Source organism: Tardibacter chloracetimidivorans (assembly GCF_001890385.1).
Taxonomy (GTDB): Bacteria; Pseudomonadota; Alphaproteobacteria; order Sphingomonadales; family Sphingomonadaceae; genus Tardibacter; species Tardibacter chloracetimidivorans.
This window is the reverse complement of the sequence record NZ_CP018221.1, coordinates 273,295-289,452: the sequence shown is the minus strand read 5'-3', so window position 1 is coordinate 289,452 and position 16,158 is coordinate 273,295. Positions and strand designations below refer to the sequence as shown.

The following is a 16,158-nucleotide window of genomic DNA, read 5'->3' as shown; positions in this document are numbered from 1 at the left end:
GGTGCTGGAAGTCGACTGGTCTTCCGTCCGGCTGGTGGTTTTCGATGTCGACGGAACGCTTTATCGCCAGCGCCCCGTGCGGCTTCGCATGGCCGCCGCGCTGGTGGCCGATGGCCTGCGCCGCCGTAGCCTTTCCACGATCCGCGCGCTTGGCGCATATCGGCGGCTGCGCGAGGAACTGGCCGATAACGGAATCACTGCGTTCGAGACGGAGCTTGTCCGCGCCGTTGCTGCCGTCACCGGCCTTTCCGAATCCGGCGTTTCTGCGCTCGTCGAAGAGTGGATGAACCGGCGGCCGCTGCCGCTGCTGATGAAGGCGCGCTACCCCGGCGTGGAGCGGCTGTTCGACGCGATTCGCGTTTCGGGGCGGAGCATCGGCGTACTCTCCGACTATCCCGCTATCGCCAAGCTCGAGGCGCTTGGGCTTGCCGCCGATTTCATTGTCGCGGCCGCCGATGAGGGCGTTGGCGTCATGAAGCCTAGCCCCGCCGGATTGATTCACCTGATGGAGCGGGCGGGCGCATGGCCGCGATCGACCATCCTCATCGGCGACCGGCCCGAACGCGACGGCCAGGCGGGCAGGCGGGCAGGGGTGCGCACCTATATCCGTTCGTCACGGCCGATTGCGGGACACAGCTGCTTTGCAAGCTTTGCCGAGTTTCCGCTGCCCGATGGAGAGCCACGGCCGTGAACCGGCTACCGCGCCTTCGCGATATGTCGAGAAAGGCGGCGGGCTATCTGCTGTCGGGCGGGGGCGCGGCCGTCATCGACATCAGCCTGTTCCGCCTGTTCGCGCCCGTGATGGGGGTGATGGCGGGCGCGACGCTCAGCTTCCTTGTCGCTGCCGTCGTGAACTTTCTCGTCAGCTCGCGCTATGTCTTCGGCGGCGGAGGGGGCGCGCGCAAGGCCGTGCTGTTCCTCGTCTTCGCGGGCGTGGGCCTTGTCATCAACGTGACCGCGACGACGCTCATCTGGCAGGCGTCGGACCTGCCGCTCATCCTGTGCAAGACAGGCGGCGTGGGAATCGCGTTTCTGTTCAACTTTGCGTTCAACTTTCTGATCGTCTTCCGCGCCCGCCCCGCGCATCGCTGAAACGACATCCTGCGGCTGTCGCAGAAGCTATCCACAATCGGTTGTGGGTTTATCCCCATATTTATCGCAAGCGGTGCGGCTTTGTGGTAGAAACGCCTGCCGCTTTGGCATAGCATCCGGCCATATGCCGCATTGCCCCGGCTGCGGGGCCAGAAAGACCCAAGGAGTCCTTCATGTCGCTTCTCCAGGCCTCCCGCACCTACAAGCCCTTTGAATATCCCTGGGCTTTCGATTTCTGGAAGCGCCAGCAGCAGATCCACTGGATGCCGGAGGAAGTGCCGCTGGGCGAGGACTGCCGCGACTGGGCGCAGAAGCTCACCGACCATGAGCGCAACCTGCTGACCCAGATCTTCCGCTTCTTCACCCAGGCGGACGTGGAGGTGCAGGACTGCTATCACGACAAATACGGCCGCGTGTTCAAGCCGACCGAGATCAAGATGATGCTGACCGCCTTTTCCAACATGGAGACGGTGCATATCGCCGCCTACAGCCATCTGCTCGACACCATCGGCATGCCCGAGAGCGAGTACAGCATGTTCCTTCAGTACAAGGAAATGAAGGACAAGCACGATTATCTCGCCACCTTCGGCGTCGATTCGGATGAGGATATCGCAAAGACGCTCGCCATGTTCGGCGGCTTTACCGAGGGGCTTCAGCTTTTCGCCAGCTTTGCGATGCTGATGAACTTCCCGCGCTTCAACAAGATGAAGGGCATGGGGCAGATCGTGAGCTGGTCGGTGCGCGACGAGAGCCTGCATTGTGAAGGGATCACGCGGCTGTTCCACGCCTTCGTGAAGGAGCGCGACTGCCTGACCCCGGCCGTGAAGAAGGACATTCGCGACGTCTGCCACCACACGGTGGACCTGGAGGACGCCTTCATCGACCTTGCGTTTGAACAGGGGCCGGTGACGGGCATGACGCCCAAGGAAATCAAGAAGTATATCCGCTATATCGCCGACTGGCGGCTGAGCCAGCTTGGCCTGAGGCCGATGTTCATGGTGGACGAGCACCCGCTGCCGTGGCTTGCGCCGCTGCTGAACGGCGTGGAGCACGCCAATTTCTTCGAGACCCGCGCCACCGAATACTCAAAAGCTGCCACGCGCGGCAACTGGAACGAGGTGTGGGACAATTTCGACCGCCGCCAGAATGCGAAGGCGGTGGCCGCCGCCAACGAGGATACGCAGGAAGGCGGCTTGTTCGACAAGTCGGGCGTTGCTGCGGAGTAGGGCGCCCTCCGCCCTGATGGTCATGCGATGACGGCATTATCGATTCTTGAGCTTGGGCGCGTCCGGCAGGGCGGCGACCGGCGCATGGCGCTGGACGAGGCGAGGGCGCTTGCCCGTCACGCCGAAGGCTGGGGCTATCAGCGGTTCTGGGTGGCCGAGCATCACAACATGCCGACGGTCACGACGGCGGCGACATCACTTGTCATCCAGCATATCGCCGCCGGGACGACGACGATCAGGGTGGGCGCGGGCGGCATCATGCTGCCCAACCACGCGCCCTATGTCATTGCCGAGCAGTTCGGCACATTGGCCACGCTGTTCCCCGGACGCATCGATCTGGGCCTGGGACGCGCGCCCGGAACCGACCAGATGACGCTGCGCGCCTTGCGCCGTGACCCGGCCAACGCCGATCGTTTTCCGCAGGATGTGCTGGAGTTGCAGGCATTTCTCGGCCCGGTTCAGCCGAACCAGAGGATAGAGGCCGTACCCGGCTCCGGCACCAATGTGCCCTTGTGGATATTGGGCTCCAGCCTGTTCGGAGCGCAGCTGGCGGCGGAACTGGGGCTGCCCTATGGCTTTGCCTCGCACTTTGCACCGCAGGCGCTCGACATGGCCATCGCCATTTACCGCGAGCGTTTCAAGCCGTCGGACCAGCTCGCCAAGCCCTATGTGCTGGTTGGAATGAACGTCATCGCTGCCGAAAATGACGATGAGGCGCGGCGGCTGGCGACCACGCAGCAGATGTCCTTCGCCAATATTTTCAGGGGCACCCGCTCCCTGAGCCAGCCGCCGATCGATGATATCGACAGCTATTGGTCGCCGCAGGAAAAGATGCAGGCATCGCAGATGCTCGCGTGCAGCGTCATAGGCAGCCCGGAGACGGTGCGCCGCGGCCTGAAGGACATGATCGAGCGGACGAATGCGGACGAACTGATGATCGTCTCCGACATCTTCGACCCGCAAAAACGGCTGCGATCATTCGAGATCATCGCCGAGGCCAACGGCTGAGACTTGCGCGTGCGCGAGCGGAGGTGCCCTTCGTCCAGAGCGACCATGTGCAACGCCGGTGTCAATCTCGGCAAGGCGGACTACGTCACGCACATGCTCGCCTTTCTGCGGCCAGGCACATTGCCCTCGCATTGAGTGTTGGCCGTCGTCTATCCATGCACCAATGGAGGCGAGGGAGCGGGAAAATGCCAGGGCATCGGATCTATTCAGCCAGTGTTGCAAGTGTCTATCCCTTCTACATCGCCAAGGCGGAGAAGAAGGGGCGCACGAAGGGCGAAGTTGACGAAATCATCCGTTGGCTGACGGGGCATAGCCAGGAAACGCTTGAGCAAGAGCTGGCCTCCAAGACGTCGTTCGAGGATTTCTTTGCGAACGCGCCTCGAATGAATCCTGCACGCTCATCGATCACCGGTGTGATCTGCGGGGTGCGGATTGAAAATATCGAAGAGCCTACCATGCGCGAAATCCGCTACCTCGACAAATTGGTCGATGAGCTCGCCAAAGGCAAAACGATGGAGAAAGTCCTCCGCAGATAGGAGGCTCGCCGGCAAAGCCGCCATTACGACACTGGTGGTGCTTCCCTGATAAACTGTTCAGTTGCCGGCCTTCGTCGCCAGCCAAATGAGGTGATGCCCGCCCTTACCCGCGTGAGCGCGAGCCTTCACTTCCCTCACGTCGAAGCCTGCCTTGCGCAGGCGCTGGGTGAAGGCAGAGTCTGGTGCTGAAGACCAGACCGCCAGCACTCCCTCCGGCCGAAGTGCGGCATAGGCCGCGTTCAGTCCGCTATTGCCGTACAGTCGATCATTTGCCGCACGTGTGAGGCCGTCGGGACCGTTGTCGACATCGAGCAGAATCGCATCGTAGAGCGACGCAGCTTCCCCGATCAACCGGCCGACATCGGCCACCTCAAGCGTGACGCGCGGATCATCCAGGCTCCCGCCAATGATGTGCGCGAGCGGCCCCCGCGCCCAGTTTACGACCGCAGGTACAAGCTCGGCGACGCGGACCGCGGCATCCTTGCCTAGTGTCGCCAGAGCCGTGCGCAGCGTGAAGCCCATACCAAGCCCGCCGATCAGCACGCGCGCCTTTGGCTGGTGCGTAAGTCGAGTGCAGGTGAGCGTCGCCAACGCCTCTTCCGAGGCGCTGCGCCGGCTGTTCATCAATTCGTCTCTATCGAGGAAGATCGCAAATTCGGTGCCGCGACTGAGTAACCGCAAGTCACCCTCGCCACCGGGAATTTTGCCCGTATCGATGTGGACCCAGGGAAGCATAGGCCTGCGTCAGTAGATCATGGAGTTCAACGCGATTTACGCTGCTTGCGAGCGGCGTAGCGCGCATCACGGGCGGCGCGTTGCTCGGCCTCGCTGGGGCCTGGGGGCGGCACGGATGCCTTGGCCGCTTCGATTGCCCGCGCTTTCTCCTCCGCCTTGGCCAGGTCGCGCGCGGCACGTATTGCCGCTCTCTCATCGGCCTTGGCCTGCTCGCGTGCGATCCGTGCGGCATTGCGCTCGGCCAGCACCGCTTCATCGGCCGGCGGCTTGGCCTTCAACTGATCCAGCGCTTTCTGGCGGGCTTGTCGGGCAAGCGCCGTGCGCTCCTGAAAACTCGGATCCTTATAGGCGGACATCAACAAACCTTCATGGCAAAAAAAGGAAGGAGCGAACGCACTGGCAGGCGCTCGCTCCCGAATTCCGGCTAAGCTTAGGCGGCTTGGAGATTGACCGCAGATGTCTTGCCGCGCTGGTCCTTCTCCAGCTCGTATGAAACGCGCTGATCCTTGTCCAGCGTGTGCATGCCGGCGCGCTCCACCGCGGAGATGTGAACGAATGCGTCGTCCCCTCCGCCCTCAGGCGCGATGAACCCATAGCCCTTGTCGGCATTGAAGAATTTTACAGTTCCGGTGATCATGTGGGCATCCTTTATCCCAATATGACAGGCATGCGCCAAAGGCGACGCATCCCGGCTTCGGTGAGGCTAGAAAGGGACAAAAGGAACCGACTTGCCGGCCCCATATCCGTCGCAGGCGACGTCAGCGGAGCGAGCTTTAGCCGATTTCATGTCAAAAAGCAAAATCGGTCGCCCCGCCGGCGCAGCCGCCATTCACGCTAGATGTTCGGTTTCCCCGGATGGGTGGAGGTTCTGCTTGCTGGCGGTGTGCTGGATCATGTCCGAAAGTCGCGCGTTAGGATTGGCGATGTCGGAGGCTTTGCAATGATCCATCACGTATCGCTCGGTACCAACGACGCCGCTCGCGCGGTTCGCTTCTACGATCCCGTGCTCGCAGTAATTGGACTGTGGCGCCAGAGCATGGAGGGTGGGTCGGTTGGCTATGGCAGCGCCGCGCATGAATATCTATTCGCCCTGGAGAAGCCGGTCGATGGCAGGGAGGCGACCGCTGGCAACGGTGTGCACATCGCATTCGCGGCTGCTCATCGGAACGTGGTCGATGAGTTCTATCGGGTCGCGCTCGCAAATGGCGGCACCGACGGCGGCGCACCTGGGCTACGGCCTAGATATGACGGAAATTATTACGGAGCCTTCGTTCACGACCTCGATGGCAACAAGATTGAGGTTGTCACCTACTCGGCAAGCTAGCCTTGGCCCGGAGGCGCGAACATTGCTGTCGTCCCGGCTGTCGGTACCCGGGGTCATTACCCGCCGATGGTTCATGTGAAGGCGCCAGCGTCAGCTTTCTGACGGCCTTTCGCTTCCGCTCGCAATTACCGGACACCATGCTAAGGTGGAAGCATGTCGCTGATGGAAAGTCTTGGTGTTCCGCTCCCAATCGTACAGGCGCCGATGGCGGGCGTGTCCACTCCGGAACTGGCCGCCGTCGTCAGCAATGCGGGCGCGCTTGGTTCGATAGGCGTTGCCGCTACCGACGCCGCCGGCGCACGGGAGATGATCGCCGGCGTGCGCGCCCTCTGCACCCGGCCGTTCAACGTCAATGTCTTCGTCCATCAGCCAGTGCAGCAGAATGACGCCCGCGAAAAGGCATGGCTCTCGGCAATGGCGCCACTGTTCGACAGATACGGTGCGCAGCCCCCGACAGCGCTTCGTCCGATTTACAGAAGCTTCATCGAGGACGACGAGATGCTGGCGCTGCTGATCGATACTGCGCCAGCCGTTGTCAGCTTTCACTTCGGGCTGCCCGATGCCGGACGGATCAGCGCGCTCAAGGACGCCGGTTGCGTGTTGCTGGCGACTGCCACAAACCTCGACGAGGCGGTTGCCGCGACGAAGGCAGGGATCGACGCGGTTGTGGCTCAGGGATGGGAAGCGGGCGGCCATCGCGGCGTCTTCGATCCAGACGCGCCTGACGGTCGCCTTGGCACAATGGCGCTGACCCGCTTGCTGGTGCAGCGATGTGGCTCGCCGGTCATCGCGGCTGGGGGAATCATGGATGGCCGGGGCATCCGCGCCGCGCTTGATCTCGGCGCCATCGCTGCCCAGCTGGGCACCGCCTTCGTCGCCTGTCCCGAAAGTAGTGCCGACGCTGCCTATCGCGAGGCGCTTGCCGGTCCTGCCGCGATGAGCACGGTCATGACCTCCGCAATTTCCGGACGGCCCGCACGGGGTCTGCCCAACCGCTTTACAGAATGGGGCGATAGCGTCGGCCTGCCGCATCCCGGCTATCCGATGACGTATGACGCGGGCAAGGCGCTGATTGCGGCGGCCAAGGCGGCAGGTGAGACCGGCTACGCCGCTCAGTGGGCTGGACAAGGCGCGCCGTTGTCTCGCAACCTGCCAGCTGCCGAACTCGTCGCCCTTCTAAGTGCGGAGTTGCATTCTCAGAATTGAGAGAAACGACAGAAATCGCCGACATCGCCGTCGTTCCGGCCCCAAGCCGTGACGCTTCAAAGACGCCCAGGGCACGCACGACGACGGCCCTTGAGCGCTTCAGCCTTTGCATGATTAGTCGATTGACGGCTCGAGCCGATCGACGACATCGACAGCTATTGGTCGCCGCAGGAAAAGGCGCAGGCATCGCAGATGCTGGCGTGCAGCGTCGTGGCATCTCCCCCCAAAGGGGAATGGCGCGCGGGCGATCCGGCGGGCAGTCTTGCGGCCATCATGGGGGGAACGTCTGTCAGGCGCGGATTGATTGCGCCGGCCGTAGGGCTGGCGCTGCTGGCGGCCGCCTGTGCAGCGCCGTCGAGCTATAACGGCATCGCGCTTGCGCGTGGCGCCGCATCGCCCGAACTTCAAGACCTCGCCCTAGTATTTTAGGCTGCAACGAAAAATGGAACGGTCCGGTATCACCTGGGACACTGTTCTGGCGGACAGGGTGGGATTCGAACCCACGGTGGGCTTGCACCCACGGCGGTTTTCAAGACCGCTGCCTTAAACCACTCGGCCACCTGTCCATCCGGCCTGCCTCATTCACCATCGCGGCGGTCGGTGCAAGCCCAAGGATAAGGAGGATTCACATTGCCGCGATCCTGTGGCAGTAAAGGGCTTGAGTAAGCGTAACAATTTTGGGGGGCGATCGTGAACGGGCGGCTGGCGAAACGGATGTCGCTTGTTCTGCTGGGCTGGATCGCGGCGTGCACCGCGCCATCGGCCGGCATTTCCCAGCGCGCGCCTGTGGCGGAGAGCGCTGTGGCCCAGCCACAGCCAGCACCTGCCGCACCGGTCGCCGCACCATCACCCGCGACGCCGCCCAATCCGGGCCAGCCGGTCAGCTATCCTAGCGCCGAGGCCGGGTTCCGGGCCTTTCTCACCAGCATTCGCGGCCAGGCGCTGGAACGGGGCGTGCGTCCGGCGACGCTCGACATGATCCTGCCGGGACTGAGCTTCAACGAGCGTGTCGTCGCTCTGGATCGCAATCAGCCTGACGACAGCAGCCCCGGCCAACCGCCATCGATGGCAGGCTATCTGGCGCGGCGGCTGGACGATGCGCGCATTTCAGGCGGACGCGACAGATATGCCCGGATGCAGCCGCGCCTGATGGCGTTTGAAAGCCGCTTCGGCGTGCCGGGGCCGATCTTGCTCGGCATCTGGGGAATGGAAACCAACTATGGCGGCTATACGGGCAATTTCGATGTGCTGCAGTCGCTTGCAACGCTCGCCTATGACGGGCGGCGGCGAAGCCTGTTCACCAATGAACTGATCGCCGCGCTGGAGATCGTGGACCGGGGGCTTGCGCCGCGTTCGGCCCTGACCGGCTCATGGGCGGGAGCGATGGGCAACCCGCAATTCCTGCCCAGTTCCTATCTGAAGACTGCGGTCGACGGCGACGGCGACAGCAGGGCGGACATCTGGAACAGCGAGGCGGATTCGCTCGCCTCCATCGCCAATTATCTGGTGAAGGCCGGATGGAAGCGGGGCGAGCCGTGGGGGCTGGAAGTGGGCGTTCCGGCGACGATGGACAGGCGCGCGATCGCGGGCACGGCGGTGTCGCCGACCTGCCCGCGGGTCCATGCGCGCCATTCCCGCTGGATGACCGTGGCCGAATGGAAAGCGCTGGGCCTGACGGCGGTGGGCAAAGGCTGGCCCGCCGACCATCTGCGCGCCACGCTGATCGAGGCGGACGGGCCTGGAGGGCGCGCCTTCCTGACGTTCGACAACTATCGCGCGCTGCTCGATTACAACTGCTCCAACTATTACGCCATCTCGGTAGGACTGCTCGCCGATGCGATTTCACGCTAGCATAGCCATTGGCGCGTCGCTCGCCCTTGCGGCCTGCGGCGGATCGCCGCGAATTTCCAATGTGCCGCGCGCTCCTTCGGCCTCCGGTCCGGTGAGCGACTGGCCGGTGAAGGTCGGCAATCCCTATCAGGTGCTTGGGCAATGGTATTATCCCAGGGACGATCGGGACTACGACCAGACCGGCATCGCATCATGGTATGGGCCGAAGTTCCATGGCCTGAGCACAGCCAATGGCGAGACCTATGACATGGACAGGGTTTCCGCCGCGCACAAGACGCTGCCGCTGCCAAGCTATGTGGAAGTGACCAATCTGGAGAACGGCCGCAGGATCATCGCGCGCGTGAACGACCGTGGCCCCTTCGTCGGCGACCGGGTGATCGATCTGTCGCGCAGATCGGCCGAGCTTCTGGACGTGGTGCGAAAAGGGACCGCCAGGGTCCGCGTGCGGCGTGTCTATCCGCCCGAAGACGTGCGGCTCGCGCTACGCGGCGGGGGCAAGAGTGCGGGCGCGGTGCAGATGGCTTCGGCCGCGCCTAAGCCGGTCCGCCAGCCCGTTCCCGCGCCAATATCGCAAACCGCCGCTCCCACGCCGGTTGCGGCTGACGTCATGACGCCCGCGCCGGTCGCCATCCGGACGGTGAGCCTCCCAGCGAGCAGCGCCACCGGCCCCGCCCGGCCGCCGGCTTCACCCGCGCCCGTCGCTGCGACATTCGCATATGGCGGGCCAAGCTTCATCCAGGTCGCCGCCGTATCCGACAATGGGCGGGCGGAATGGCTGGCGAATTATCTGAAGCCGTTCGGAACCCCGGTGATGCAGCCCATGGCATCAGGCATGATCCGGGTCAGGATCGGTCCCTTCACCTCTGTGGAGGACGCGCAGGCCGCACTGGCGAAGGTCCACAACGCGGGCTATCAGGAAGCACGTATCGTTGTGGATGCGCCGGCCGGTTGAGTCGGGAAGCCGTTTACGCAAACTGTCGTCTGAAAGGTCCTGAAACCCACATGAAGCGCCGTATCGCCGCCCTTGTCGCCCTTGCTTCCATGACCACGGCGATCACCGCGCCGGTTCTTGCCGCTCCTCCGCCGTTCGAGACCGTGGCGCCCATCGCCTATATGAAGGACCTTTCTTCCGGACAGGTGCTTTTCTCCAAGAGCGCCGATCAGCGGATACCGCCCGCCTCGCAGGCGAAGATGATGACGGTCTATGTCATTTTCGACATGCTCAGGAAGGGTGAGCTGAGCCTTGACCAGATGATCACCGTCCGGCCTGAAACATGGCGGAATTGGCATGGCCCGTCGGCAGGCTCGACGATGTTCCTGTCACCAGGCGAGCAGGTGAGCGTGAAGAACCTGCTTCATGGCATCGTCACCCTTTCGGGCAATGACGCCTGCGTCGTGCTGGCGGAAGGGGTGGCGGGCACCGAAGCCGCCTTCGCTGACATAATGAACCGGACGGCGCGGCAGATCGGGGTCACCAATTCCGTATTCACCAATTCCAACGGCTGGCCCGACCCGGCGGAGCATGTGACCGCGCATGACCTCTCCCTCATCGCCGAACGGACGATCCGCGATTTCCCCGACCTCTACCTGGAATTCTACGGGCAGAAGGAGTTCACCTGGGGCAAGACGATGGGGGAGGGCGCCGCCATCACCCAGTCGAACCGGAACCCGTTGCTGGGGCGGGTCGCGGGCGCTGACGGATTGAAGACCGGCCACACCGAGGCCGCGGGCTATGGATTTACCGGCTCGGCCGAGCAGAAGGGCCGCCGTCTGGTGATGGTGGTGGCGGGGCTTTCATCCTTCAACGAGCGGATCGCCCAGTCGGTGGCGTTCATGGAATGGGGGTTCAACGCCTGGAAGAGCGTGCCGCTCGCCAAGAAGGGCGCACGGCTTCAGACGGCCGAGGTCCAGCTTGGCGACAAGCGCGAGGTCGCCCTGATCGCGCCGCGCGACCTTGCAGTGACGCTTCCCCGCGCCTCGCGGAACAGCGAAATCAAGGTGTCGGTGGCCTATAACGGCCCGATCAAGGCGCCGATCGCCAGGGGACAGCATATTGCGGACCTGGTCATCCGAACGCCCGACATGCCGCCGCAGCGTCTGCCGCTGGTTGCGGCCGAAGCGGTGGACGAGGCCGGCATCTTCGACCGGATCGGCGCCGGTTTCCGCTCCCTGTTCGGCTTTTGAGGGCCAAGCCCTTGGCAGGGAGGCTGATCACGCTTGAAGGCGGGGAGGGGGTGGGCAAATCCACCCAGGCCCGCCTGCTCTGTGATTGGCTCTCCGGCCAGGGAACAAGCGCCGTCGCCACGCGCGAACCGGGCGGCACGCCGGGAGCGGAAGCCATTCGCGGCCTGCTTTTGGGGGGAAGCGAAGACCGCTGGAGCGTCACCACCGAGGCGCTGCTGGTCGCCGCCGCCCGTTCCGACCATGTGGAGCGCCTGATCCGTCCCGCGCTTGCGGCGGGCAAATGGGTGATCTGCGACCGCTTTCTCGACTCCACGCTTGCCTATCAGGGTGGGGAAGGCGGGCTTTCCGACGACGTTCTCCTCAATCTGCACGATATCGCCTCGGGCGGGCTGCGGCCCGACCTGACGCTGGTCCTGACGCTGGACGCGGAGGAATCCGCACGGCGCGCGGCTGCGCGGGACGGCGGCCGGCCTGACCGGTTCGGCGCACGCGATGCGGCCTTCCACCGCAGGATCGACGCGGCCTTTCAGGCTCGGCTGAAGGCGGAACCCGTCCGGTGCCGGCAAGTCGACGCGTCAGGATCGGCGGAGGAGGTGACCGGGCGCATCCGCGCGCTGGTAGCCCCGCTGCTGCAATGAGCCTGATCGGCCACCAGGAGCAGGCAGAGCCCTTTCTGGAAGCATGGCGGAGCGGCCGCATGCCCCACGCCTGGCTTCTCGCCGGGCCTCAAGGGCTAGGAAAACGCCGCTTCGCCGATGCGGCCGCGCGCCATGTGCTTGCCAGCGCGGCCGGCCCCGCCGTGGACGAAAGCCGGCTGGATGTGCCGGACAGCCACCCGACCGCCCATCTGATCGAGGCGGGCAGCCATATGGACATGCGCGTGCTGGAGCGGGAGGTGAGGGAGCGCACCGGCGACCGCGCCGCCGGAATCTCGATCGATCAGGTGCGCGCATTGCAGCCGCTGCTGCAATCCACCCCGGCGCTTTCGCCCTGGCGGGCGATCATAGTCGATTCGATAGACGATCTCGCGCGGGCCGCCGCCAATGCGCTGCTCAAGAGCCTGGAGGAACCGCCGCCCGCGACGATCTTCCTGCTTGTCAGCCATGCGCCGGGCCGGTTGCTGCCGACAATCCGCTCACGCTGCCGGATGATGCGTTTTCAGCCGCTGCCCGACGATCAGATCCGGCAGGTGATCGCCATGGAGCGGCCGGATATTTCCGAAACCGAACTGGCGGCCCTGCTTCGGATCGCGGAGGGGGTGCCGGGAAAGGCGCTGCGCTATGCCGGGCTCGACATTGCCGGACTGGCTGGAGCAATTGCCACGATCGAGGGAAAGGGGCAGGCCGCCGCGGCGGCGCAAACGGCATTGTCCCGTTCGCTGTCGTTGAAGGCCGCGCAACCGCGCTATGAAGCCTTTCTGGAGCTGGTGCCCGCACATATCGCGCAAAGGGCGCGGACATTGACCGGACAGCCGCTTGCGCGCGCCCTGTCGCTGTGGGAGAAGGCGCGCGACCTGGCCGCGAGCGCGGTTCCGCTCTCGCTAGACCCCCAGAGTGTCGTCTTCGAGCTGGCCGGGCTGCTCGCGGCTCTCGACAAATCATCGGAACCAGAAGCCGCCCGTTATGGCTGATCCCTTTTTCATCACCACCGCAATCAGCTATCCCAATGGCAGGCCGCATATCGGCCATGCCTATGAAGCGATAGCGACCGACGCGATCGCCCGATTCCATCGGCAGCAGGGCCGCGACGTGTTCTTCATGACGGGCACCGACGAGCATGGCATGAAAATGGCGCAAGCGGCCCGGTCGCGCGGCGTGGAGCCGCGTGCGCTTGCAGATGAAATGTCGTCCTATTTCAAGGAAATGGATGACGCTCTCAACATATCATATGACCGGTTCATTCGCACCACCGAGCCTGCCCATCATGCTGCCAGCCAGGCGCTGTGGGAGGCGATGAAGGCGAATGGGGATATCTATCTCGGCCGCTATGAGGGGTGGTATTCGGTCCGCGACGAGGCTTTTTACGACGAGAAGGAACTGACAGAGGGAGAGGGGGGTGCAAAGCTCTCCCCCCAAGGCACGCCGGTGGAATGGACCGTGGAGGAAAGCTGGTTCTTCCGCCTTTCCGCCTATGCCGACCGGCTACTGGCGCATTATGAGGCGCACCCGGAGTTCATCCAACCCGACGGCCGTCGCAATGAAGTGATGAGCTTCGTCAGAGGAGGACTGTCGGACCTGTCGATCTCGCGCACGAGCTTTGACTGGGGCGTCGCCGTTCCCGGCAGCCCAGGCCATGTCATGTACGTCTGGGTCGATGCGCTGACGAACTATCTGACGGGCGTCGGCTATCCGGACACGAATTCAGAGAGTTACCGGAAATTCTGGCCTGCCGATCTCCACATCATCGGCAAGGACATCGTGCGCTTCCATGCCGTTTACTGGCCCGCCTTTCTAATGTCGGCGGGGCTGCCGCTGCCCGGGAAGGTGTTCGGCCACGGCTTTCTCCTCAACAGGGGAGAAAAAATGTCGAAATCGGTCGGCAATGTCGCGGACCCGCTTGAACTGGCGGCAGCGTTCGGCGTCGATCAGTTGCGCTATTTCCTGCTTAGGGAAGTCTCCTTCGGACAGGATGGGAGCTATAGCGACGAAGCCATTGTAACACGGACCAATGCCGAACTGGCGAACAGCTTCGGTAACCTTGCCCAGCGTGTCCTTTCTCTGCTCGTCAAGAACTGCGGTGGCGAACTGCCCTATGGCGGAGAGCAGACCGAGGATGATCGGGCGCTGCTGGCCCGTGTCTCGGATGCCTGCCGCGTGGAAGTGCCGCGCGAGTTCGAGGCGCTGGCATTCTCGCACGGCATCGAGGCGTGGCTTCGCGCCGTGTTCGCCTGCAATCAATATGTCGATGCGCAGGCGCCCTGGGCGTTGAAAAAGACCGATCCCGAGCGGATGAGGGTAGTGCTCGCCACGCTCTTTACCTGCATCCGTGACCTTGCGATCACGATCTCGCCGGTGATCCCCGCGTCGGCGGCCAGACTGCTCGACCAGCTTGGCGTGCCCGATGCGGAACGGAACACAAACGCGCTTTCCGACATAGGGTGGTATGAGCGCCTGGCGAAATCGGGATTCACATTATCGCCGCCCCAACCGGTTTTCCCGCGGCTGGAACTGCCCGAAAGCGCAGGCTGATGCTGGTCGATAGCCATTGCCATCTGAACTATAAGGGGCTGGTGGAAGATCAGCAGGGAGTGCTGGACCGCGCACGTGAGGCGGGCGTGACGGCGATGCTCAACATTTCCACGCGCGAGCGGGAATGGGGCGAGGTGATCGCCGTCGCCGATCGCGAACCCGATGTGTGGGCGAGCGTCGGCATCCACCCGCACGAGGCCGACGCCCACGCCGATATGGACACGGCGCGGTTGGTCGATGCGGCCGATCATCCGCGCGTCGTTGCGATCGGCGAGACCGGCCTCGATTATTACTATGACCACAGCGACCGCGTGCGTCAGCAGATGAGCTTTCGGGCGCATATCGCCGCAGCGCGCGAGACCGGGCTTCCGCTGATCGTCCACACGCGCGATGCGGAGGAGGATACCGCCCTCATCCTCGCCGAAGAAATGAGGAAGGGCGCGTTCACCGGCGTGATCCATTGCTTCACCGCCAGCCAGGATTTCGCCCACAAGGCTTTGGAACTCAGTCTTTTTATCTCCATATCTGGGATCGTGACGTTCAAGAACGCGCGCGACCTTCAGGATACGGCGTCGCGCCTGCCCGGCGAGCGGCTTCTGATAGAAACCGATGCGCCCTTCCTCGCCCCGGTTCCCAAGCGCGGCAAGCCCTGTGAACCGGCATTTGTCACGCATACCGCCCGCTTTCTCGCCGAATTGCGCGGGGAAGGGGTGGAGGCGCTTTGCCAGAGCACGGCAGAGAACTTCTACCGGCTGTTCGGGAAGGCGCAGCCTCCGGAGCCGATAGGCTGATGAAGGTGCGGCTGCTTGGCTGCGGCACGTCGTCGGGTGTGCCACGGATCGGCAACGACTGGGGCGTATGTGACCCGCTGAACCCCAGGAACCGCCGGACCAGGGCGTCGATAATGGCGGAGGCCGACGGATACCGGATCCTCGTCGACACCGGTCCGGACTTGCGGGAGCAGCTGCTTGCAGCCGACATCGGGCGGATCGACGCAGTCATCTACACCCATGACCATGCCGATCATTGTCACGGCATCGACGACTTGCGGCAGCTTTTTCATGTGCGCGGACGTCCGGTAGACGTCTATGCGCGCCAACCGACCCTGGCGTCGCTGGCACAAAGGTTCGCCTATGCCTTTGAAGGCAAGGACGGCTATCCGCCTTCGGTCAAGGGACACCTGCTGCCCGACGAACTCGCGCTGGGGCCGTTCAGGGTCAGGGTGGTGGATCAGCCGCACGGTCCCATCACCTCGGCCGGTATCCGGTTCGACTGCCAATCGCGCTCGGCATGTTATTCAACTGATTTCAATGAATTGACGGACGAGTCTGCGTCACTGTTCAAAGAGTGTGGCGTGTGGATCGTCGATGCGTTGCGGCGCAAACCGCATCCGACGCATCCGCATCTCGCCCAGACGCTTGAATGGGTGGGCAAGGTCAGGCCGGTTCGCGCCGTGCTGACGCATATGGACCAGTCGATGGACTATGAGACGCTGGCGGGCGAACTGCCGCCGAATGTCGTGCCGGGATACGACGGCATGGTCGTGGTGTTGAAATGAACAGCGATCAGGCGTTCGGGCTGGTCTATGGCGTGTTGCTGCTGGTGTTGGTCGGCAGTGCACTGGTGGTGCGCCGCATGAATTATGGCCCGATGATCCGCATGGCGATCACCTGGGCTTTGATATTCGCCGCAGCCATCTTTGTAGCCGCCACATTGGGGCTTTCCCACTGAGGGGGCCTTGCTACGCGCTTTGTCGGTTATCATTTAACATAATATATATTATCAGACTAAAGGGTTTACCAACAGAG

20 protein-coding genes and 1 tRNA gene are annotated in these 16,158 nt (G+C 63.6%); 17 read left to right on the top strand and 4 right to left on the bottom strand.

The window, feature by feature from the left end; all coding sequences use genetic code 11:
- Window position 1: 1 nt before the first annotated feature.
- From BSL82_RS01580 to BSL82_RS01560, 5 genes are all read left to right on the top strand, one after another.
- Window positions 2–691: an HAD family hydrolase gene (locus BSL82_RS01580; RefSeq protein WP_072595725.1), complete on the top strand. Its 690-nt coding sequence runs from the start codon at window positions 2–4 to the stop codon at window positions 689–691.
- Window positions 688–1,092, top strand: a complete 405-nt coding sequence (locus BSL82_RS01575; RefSeq protein WP_083578976.1) for a GtrA family protein — start codon at window positions 688–690, stop codon at window positions 1,090–1,092. Before BSL82_RS01580 ends, BSL82_RS01575 begins: the two co-directional genes overlap by 4 nt.
- 173 nt (window positions 1,093–1,265) lie before the next feature.
- The gene (locus BSL82_RS01570; RefSeq protein WP_072595724.1) at window positions 1,266–2,318 is read left to right on the top strand and encodes a ribonucleotide-diphosphate reductase subunit beta; all 1,053 of its coding nucleotides are present in this window, start codon (window positions 1,266–1,268) and stop codon (window positions 2,316–2,318) included.
- A gap of 27 nt (window positions 2,319–2,345) precedes the next feature.
- Window positions 2,346–3,326, top strand: coding sequence for an LLM class flavin-dependent oxidoreductase (locus BSL82_RS01565; protein ID WP_072595723.1), 981 nt, complete (start codon window positions 2,346–2,348; stop codon window positions 3,324–3,326).
- Between the two features lie 185 nt (window positions 3,327–3,511).
- On the top strand, window positions 3,512–3,862 hold the full coding sequence (locus BSL82_RS01560; protein WP_072595722.1) for a DUF2200 domain-containing protein: 351 nt from the start codon (window positions 3,512–3,514) through the stop codon (window positions 3,860–3,862).
- A 57-nt stretch (window positions 3,863–3,919) separates the two neighbouring features.
- Here the strand turns inward: BSL82_RS01560 and BSL82_RS01555 are convergent, their stop codons facing one another.
- The 3 genes from BSL82_RS01555 to BSL82_RS01545 all read right to left on the bottom strand — a co-directional run bounded on the left by BSL82_RS01555 (window position 3,920) and on the right by BSL82_RS01545 (window position 5,234).
- Window positions 3,920–4,597: a spermidine synthase gene (locus BSL82_RS01555; RefSeq protein WP_072595721.1), complete on the bottom strand. Its 678-nt coding sequence runs from the start codon at window positions 4,595–4,597 to the stop codon at window positions 3,920–3,922.
- 26 nt (window positions 4,598–4,623) lie between these two features.
- Window positions 4,624–4,953 carry a DUF6481 family protein gene (locus BSL82_RS01550; protein WP_072595720.1) on the bottom strand — a complete coding sequence of 110 codons (330 nt, stop codon included), beginning with the start codon at window positions 4,951–4,953 and terminating at the stop codon, window positions 4,624–4,626.
- A gap of 74 nt (window positions 4,954–5,027) precedes the next feature.
- Window positions 5,028–5,234, bottom strand: a complete 207-nt coding sequence (locus BSL82_RS01545) for a cold-shock protein (RefSeq protein ID WP_072595719.1) — start codon at window positions 5,232–5,234, stop codon at window positions 5,028–5,030.
- Between the two features lie 303 nt (window positions 5,235–5,537).
- On the opposite strand from BSL82_RS01545, the gene BSL82_RS01540 reads away from it, so the two are divergent.
- The 3 genes from BSL82_RS01540 (at window position 5,538) to BSL82_RS01530 (ending at window position 7,556) form a co-directional block, all read left to right on the top strand.
- Window positions 5,538–5,921: a VOC family protein gene (locus BSL82_RS01540; RefSeq protein WP_072598541.1), complete on the top strand. Its 384-nt coding sequence runs from the start codon at window positions 5,538–5,540 to the stop codon at window positions 5,919–5,921.
- Between the two features lie 153 nt (window positions 5,922–6,074).
- Window positions 6,075–7,127: an NAD(P)H-dependent flavin oxidoreductase gene (locus BSL82_RS01535; RefSeq protein ID WP_072595718.1), complete on the top strand. Its 1,053-nt coding sequence runs from the start codon at window positions 6,075–6,077 to the stop codon at window positions 7,125–7,127.
- Between the two features lie 210 nt (window positions 7,128–7,337).
- Window positions 7,338–7,556 (top strand): hypothetical protein, encoded by a 219-nt coding sequence (locus tag BSL82_RS01530; protein ID WP_158010604.1) that lies wholly within the window; start codon window positions 7,338–7,340, stop codon window positions 7,554–7,556.
- Window positions 7,557–7,603: 47 nt separating this feature from the next.
- Here BSL82_RS01530 and BSL82_RS01525 read toward each other — a convergent pair.
- Window positions 7,604–7,693, bottom strand: a tRNA-Ser gene (locus BSL82_RS01525).
- Between the two features lie 148 nt (window positions 7,694–7,841).
- On the opposite strand from BSL82_RS01525, the gene BSL82_RS01520 reads away from it, so the two are divergent.
- The 9 genes from BSL82_RS01520 to BSL82_RS20220 all read left to right on the top strand — a co-directional run bounded on the left by BSL82_RS01520 (window position 7,842) and on the right by BSL82_RS20220 (window position 16,081).
- Complete coding sequence (locus tag BSL82_RS01520; protein WP_083578975.1) at window positions 7,842–8,978, top strand: lytic murein transglycosylase; 1,137 nt, start codon at window positions 7,842–7,844, stop codon at window positions 8,976–8,978.
- A 91-nt stretch (window positions 8,979–9,069) separates the two neighbouring features.
- Window positions 9,070–9,930 carry a septal ring lytic transglycosylase RlpA family protein gene (locus tag BSL82_RS21590; protein ID WP_269466289.1) on the top strand — a complete coding sequence of 287 codons (861 nt, stop codon included), beginning with the start codon at window positions 9,070–9,072 and terminating at the stop codon, window positions 9,928–9,930.
- Between the two features lie 50 nt (window positions 9,931–9,980).
- Window positions 9,981–11,162 (top strand): D-alanyl-D-alanine carboxypeptidase family protein, encoded by a 1,182-nt coding sequence (locus tag BSL82_RS01510; RefSeq protein WP_072595715.1) that lies wholly within the window; start codon window positions 9,981–9,983, stop codon window positions 11,160–11,162.
- An 11-nt stretch (window positions 11,163–11,173) separates the two neighbouring features.
- Complete coding sequence (tmk, locus tag BSL82_RS01505) at window positions 11,174–11,800, top strand: dTMP kinase (protein WP_072595714.1); 627 nt, start codon at window positions 11,174–11,176, stop codon at window positions 11,798–11,800.
- A complete protein-coding gene (locus tag BSL82_RS01500; RefSeq protein WP_072595713.1) occupies window positions 11,797–12,792 on the top strand; it encodes a DNA polymerase III subunit delta' in 996 nt (331 codons plus the stop codon). The genes tmk and BSL82_RS01500 overlap by 4 nt, the downstream gene beginning before the upstream one ends.
- The gene (gene metG, locus BSL82_RS01495; protein WP_072595712.1) at window positions 12,785–14,350 is read left to right on the top strand and encodes a methionine--tRNA ligase; all 1,566 of its coding nucleotides are present in this window, start codon (window positions 12,785–12,787) and stop codon (window positions 14,348–14,350) included. The genes BSL82_RS01500 and metG overlap by 8 nt, the downstream gene beginning before the upstream one ends.
- Window positions 14,350–15,141: a TatD family hydrolase gene (locus BSL82_RS01490; protein ID WP_072595711.1), complete on the top strand. Its 792-nt coding sequence runs from the start codon at window positions 14,350–14,352 to the stop codon at window positions 15,139–15,141. Before metG ends, BSL82_RS01490 begins: the two co-directional genes overlap by 1 nt.
- Window positions 15,141–15,908 carry an MBL fold metallo-hydrolase gene (locus tag BSL82_RS01485; protein WP_072595710.1) on the top strand — a complete coding sequence of 256 codons (768 nt, stop codon included), beginning with the start codon at window positions 15,141–15,143 and terminating at the stop codon, window positions 15,906–15,908. The genes BSL82_RS01490 and BSL82_RS01485 overlap by 1 nt, the downstream gene beginning before the upstream one ends.
- Window positions 15,905–16,081, top strand: a complete 177-nt coding sequence (locus BSL82_RS20220; RefSeq protein ID WP_158010603.1) for a hypothetical protein — start codon at window positions 15,905–15,907, stop codon at window positions 16,079–16,081. The genes BSL82_RS01485 and BSL82_RS20220 overlap by 4 nt, the downstream gene beginning before the upstream one ends.
- Window positions 16,082–16,158 lie beyond the last annotated feature (77 nt).

What these genes read in the sequence shown, in the direction of transcription:
- BSL82_RS01570 (WP_072595724.1), top strand. Translation starts at nt 1,266, where the DNA reads ATGTCGCTTCTCCAGGCCTCCCGCACCTACAAGCCCTTTGAATATCCC.
- BSL82_RS01565 (WP_072595723.1), top strand. Translation starts at nt 2,346, where the DNA reads ATGACGGCATTATCGATTCTTGAGCTTGGGCGCGTCCGGCAGGGCGGC.
- BSL82_RS01560 (WP_072595722.1), top strand. Translation starts at nt 3,512, where the DNA reads ATGCCAGGGCATCGGATCTATTCAGCCAGTGTTGCAAGTGTCTATCCC.
- BSL82_RS01555 (WP_072595721.1), bottom strand. Translation starts at nt 4,597, where the DNA reads ATGCTTCCCTGGGTCCACATCGATACGGGCAAAATTCCCGGTGGCGAG.
- BSL82_RS01550 (WP_072595720.1), bottom strand. Translation starts at nt 4,953, where the DNA reads ATGTCCGCCTATAAGGATCCGAGTTTTCAGGAGCGCACGGCGCTTGCC.
- BSL82_RS01545 (WP_072595719.1), bottom strand. Translation starts at nt 5,234, where the DNA reads ATGATCACCGGAACTGTAAAATTCTTCAATGCCGACAAGGGCTATGGG.
- BSL82_RS01540 (WP_072598541.1), top strand. Translation starts at nt 5,538, where the DNA reads ATGATCCATCACGTATCGCTCGGTACCAACGACGCCGCTCGCGCGGTT.
- BSL82_RS01535 (WP_072595718.1), top strand. Translation starts at nt 6,075, where the DNA reads ATGTCGCTGATGGAAAGTCTTGGTGTTCCGCTCCCAATCGTACAGGCG.
- BSL82_RS01520 (WP_083578975.1), top strand. Translation starts at nt 7,842, where the DNA reads ATGTCGCTTGTTCTGCTGGGCTGGATCGCGGCGTGCACCGCGCCATCG.
- BSL82_RS01510 (WP_072595715.1), top strand. Translation starts at nt 9,981, where the DNA reads ATGAAGCGCCGTATCGCCGCCCTTGTCGCCCTTGCTTCCATGACCACG.
- BSL82_RS01500 (WP_072595713.1), top strand. Translation starts at nt 11,797, where the DNA reads ATGAGCCTGATCGGCCACCAGGAGCAGGCAGAGCCCTTTCTGGAAGCA.
- metG (WP_072595712.1), top strand. Translation starts at nt 12,785, where the DNA reads ATGGCTGATCCCTTTTTCATCACCACCGCAATCAGCTATCCCAATGGC.
- BSL82_RS01490 (WP_072595711.1), top strand. Translation starts at nt 14,350, where the DNA reads ATGCTGGTCGATAGCCATTGCCATCTGAACTATAAGGGGCTGGTGGAA.
- BSL82_RS01485 (WP_072595710.1), top strand. Translation starts at nt 15,141, where the DNA reads ATGAAGGTGCGGCTGCTTGGCTGCGGCACGTCGTCGGGTGTGCCACGG.
- BSL82_RS20220 (WP_158010603.1), top strand. Translation starts at nt 15,905, where the DNA reads ATGAACAGCGATCAGGCGTTCGGGCTGGTCTATGGCGTGTTGCTGCTG.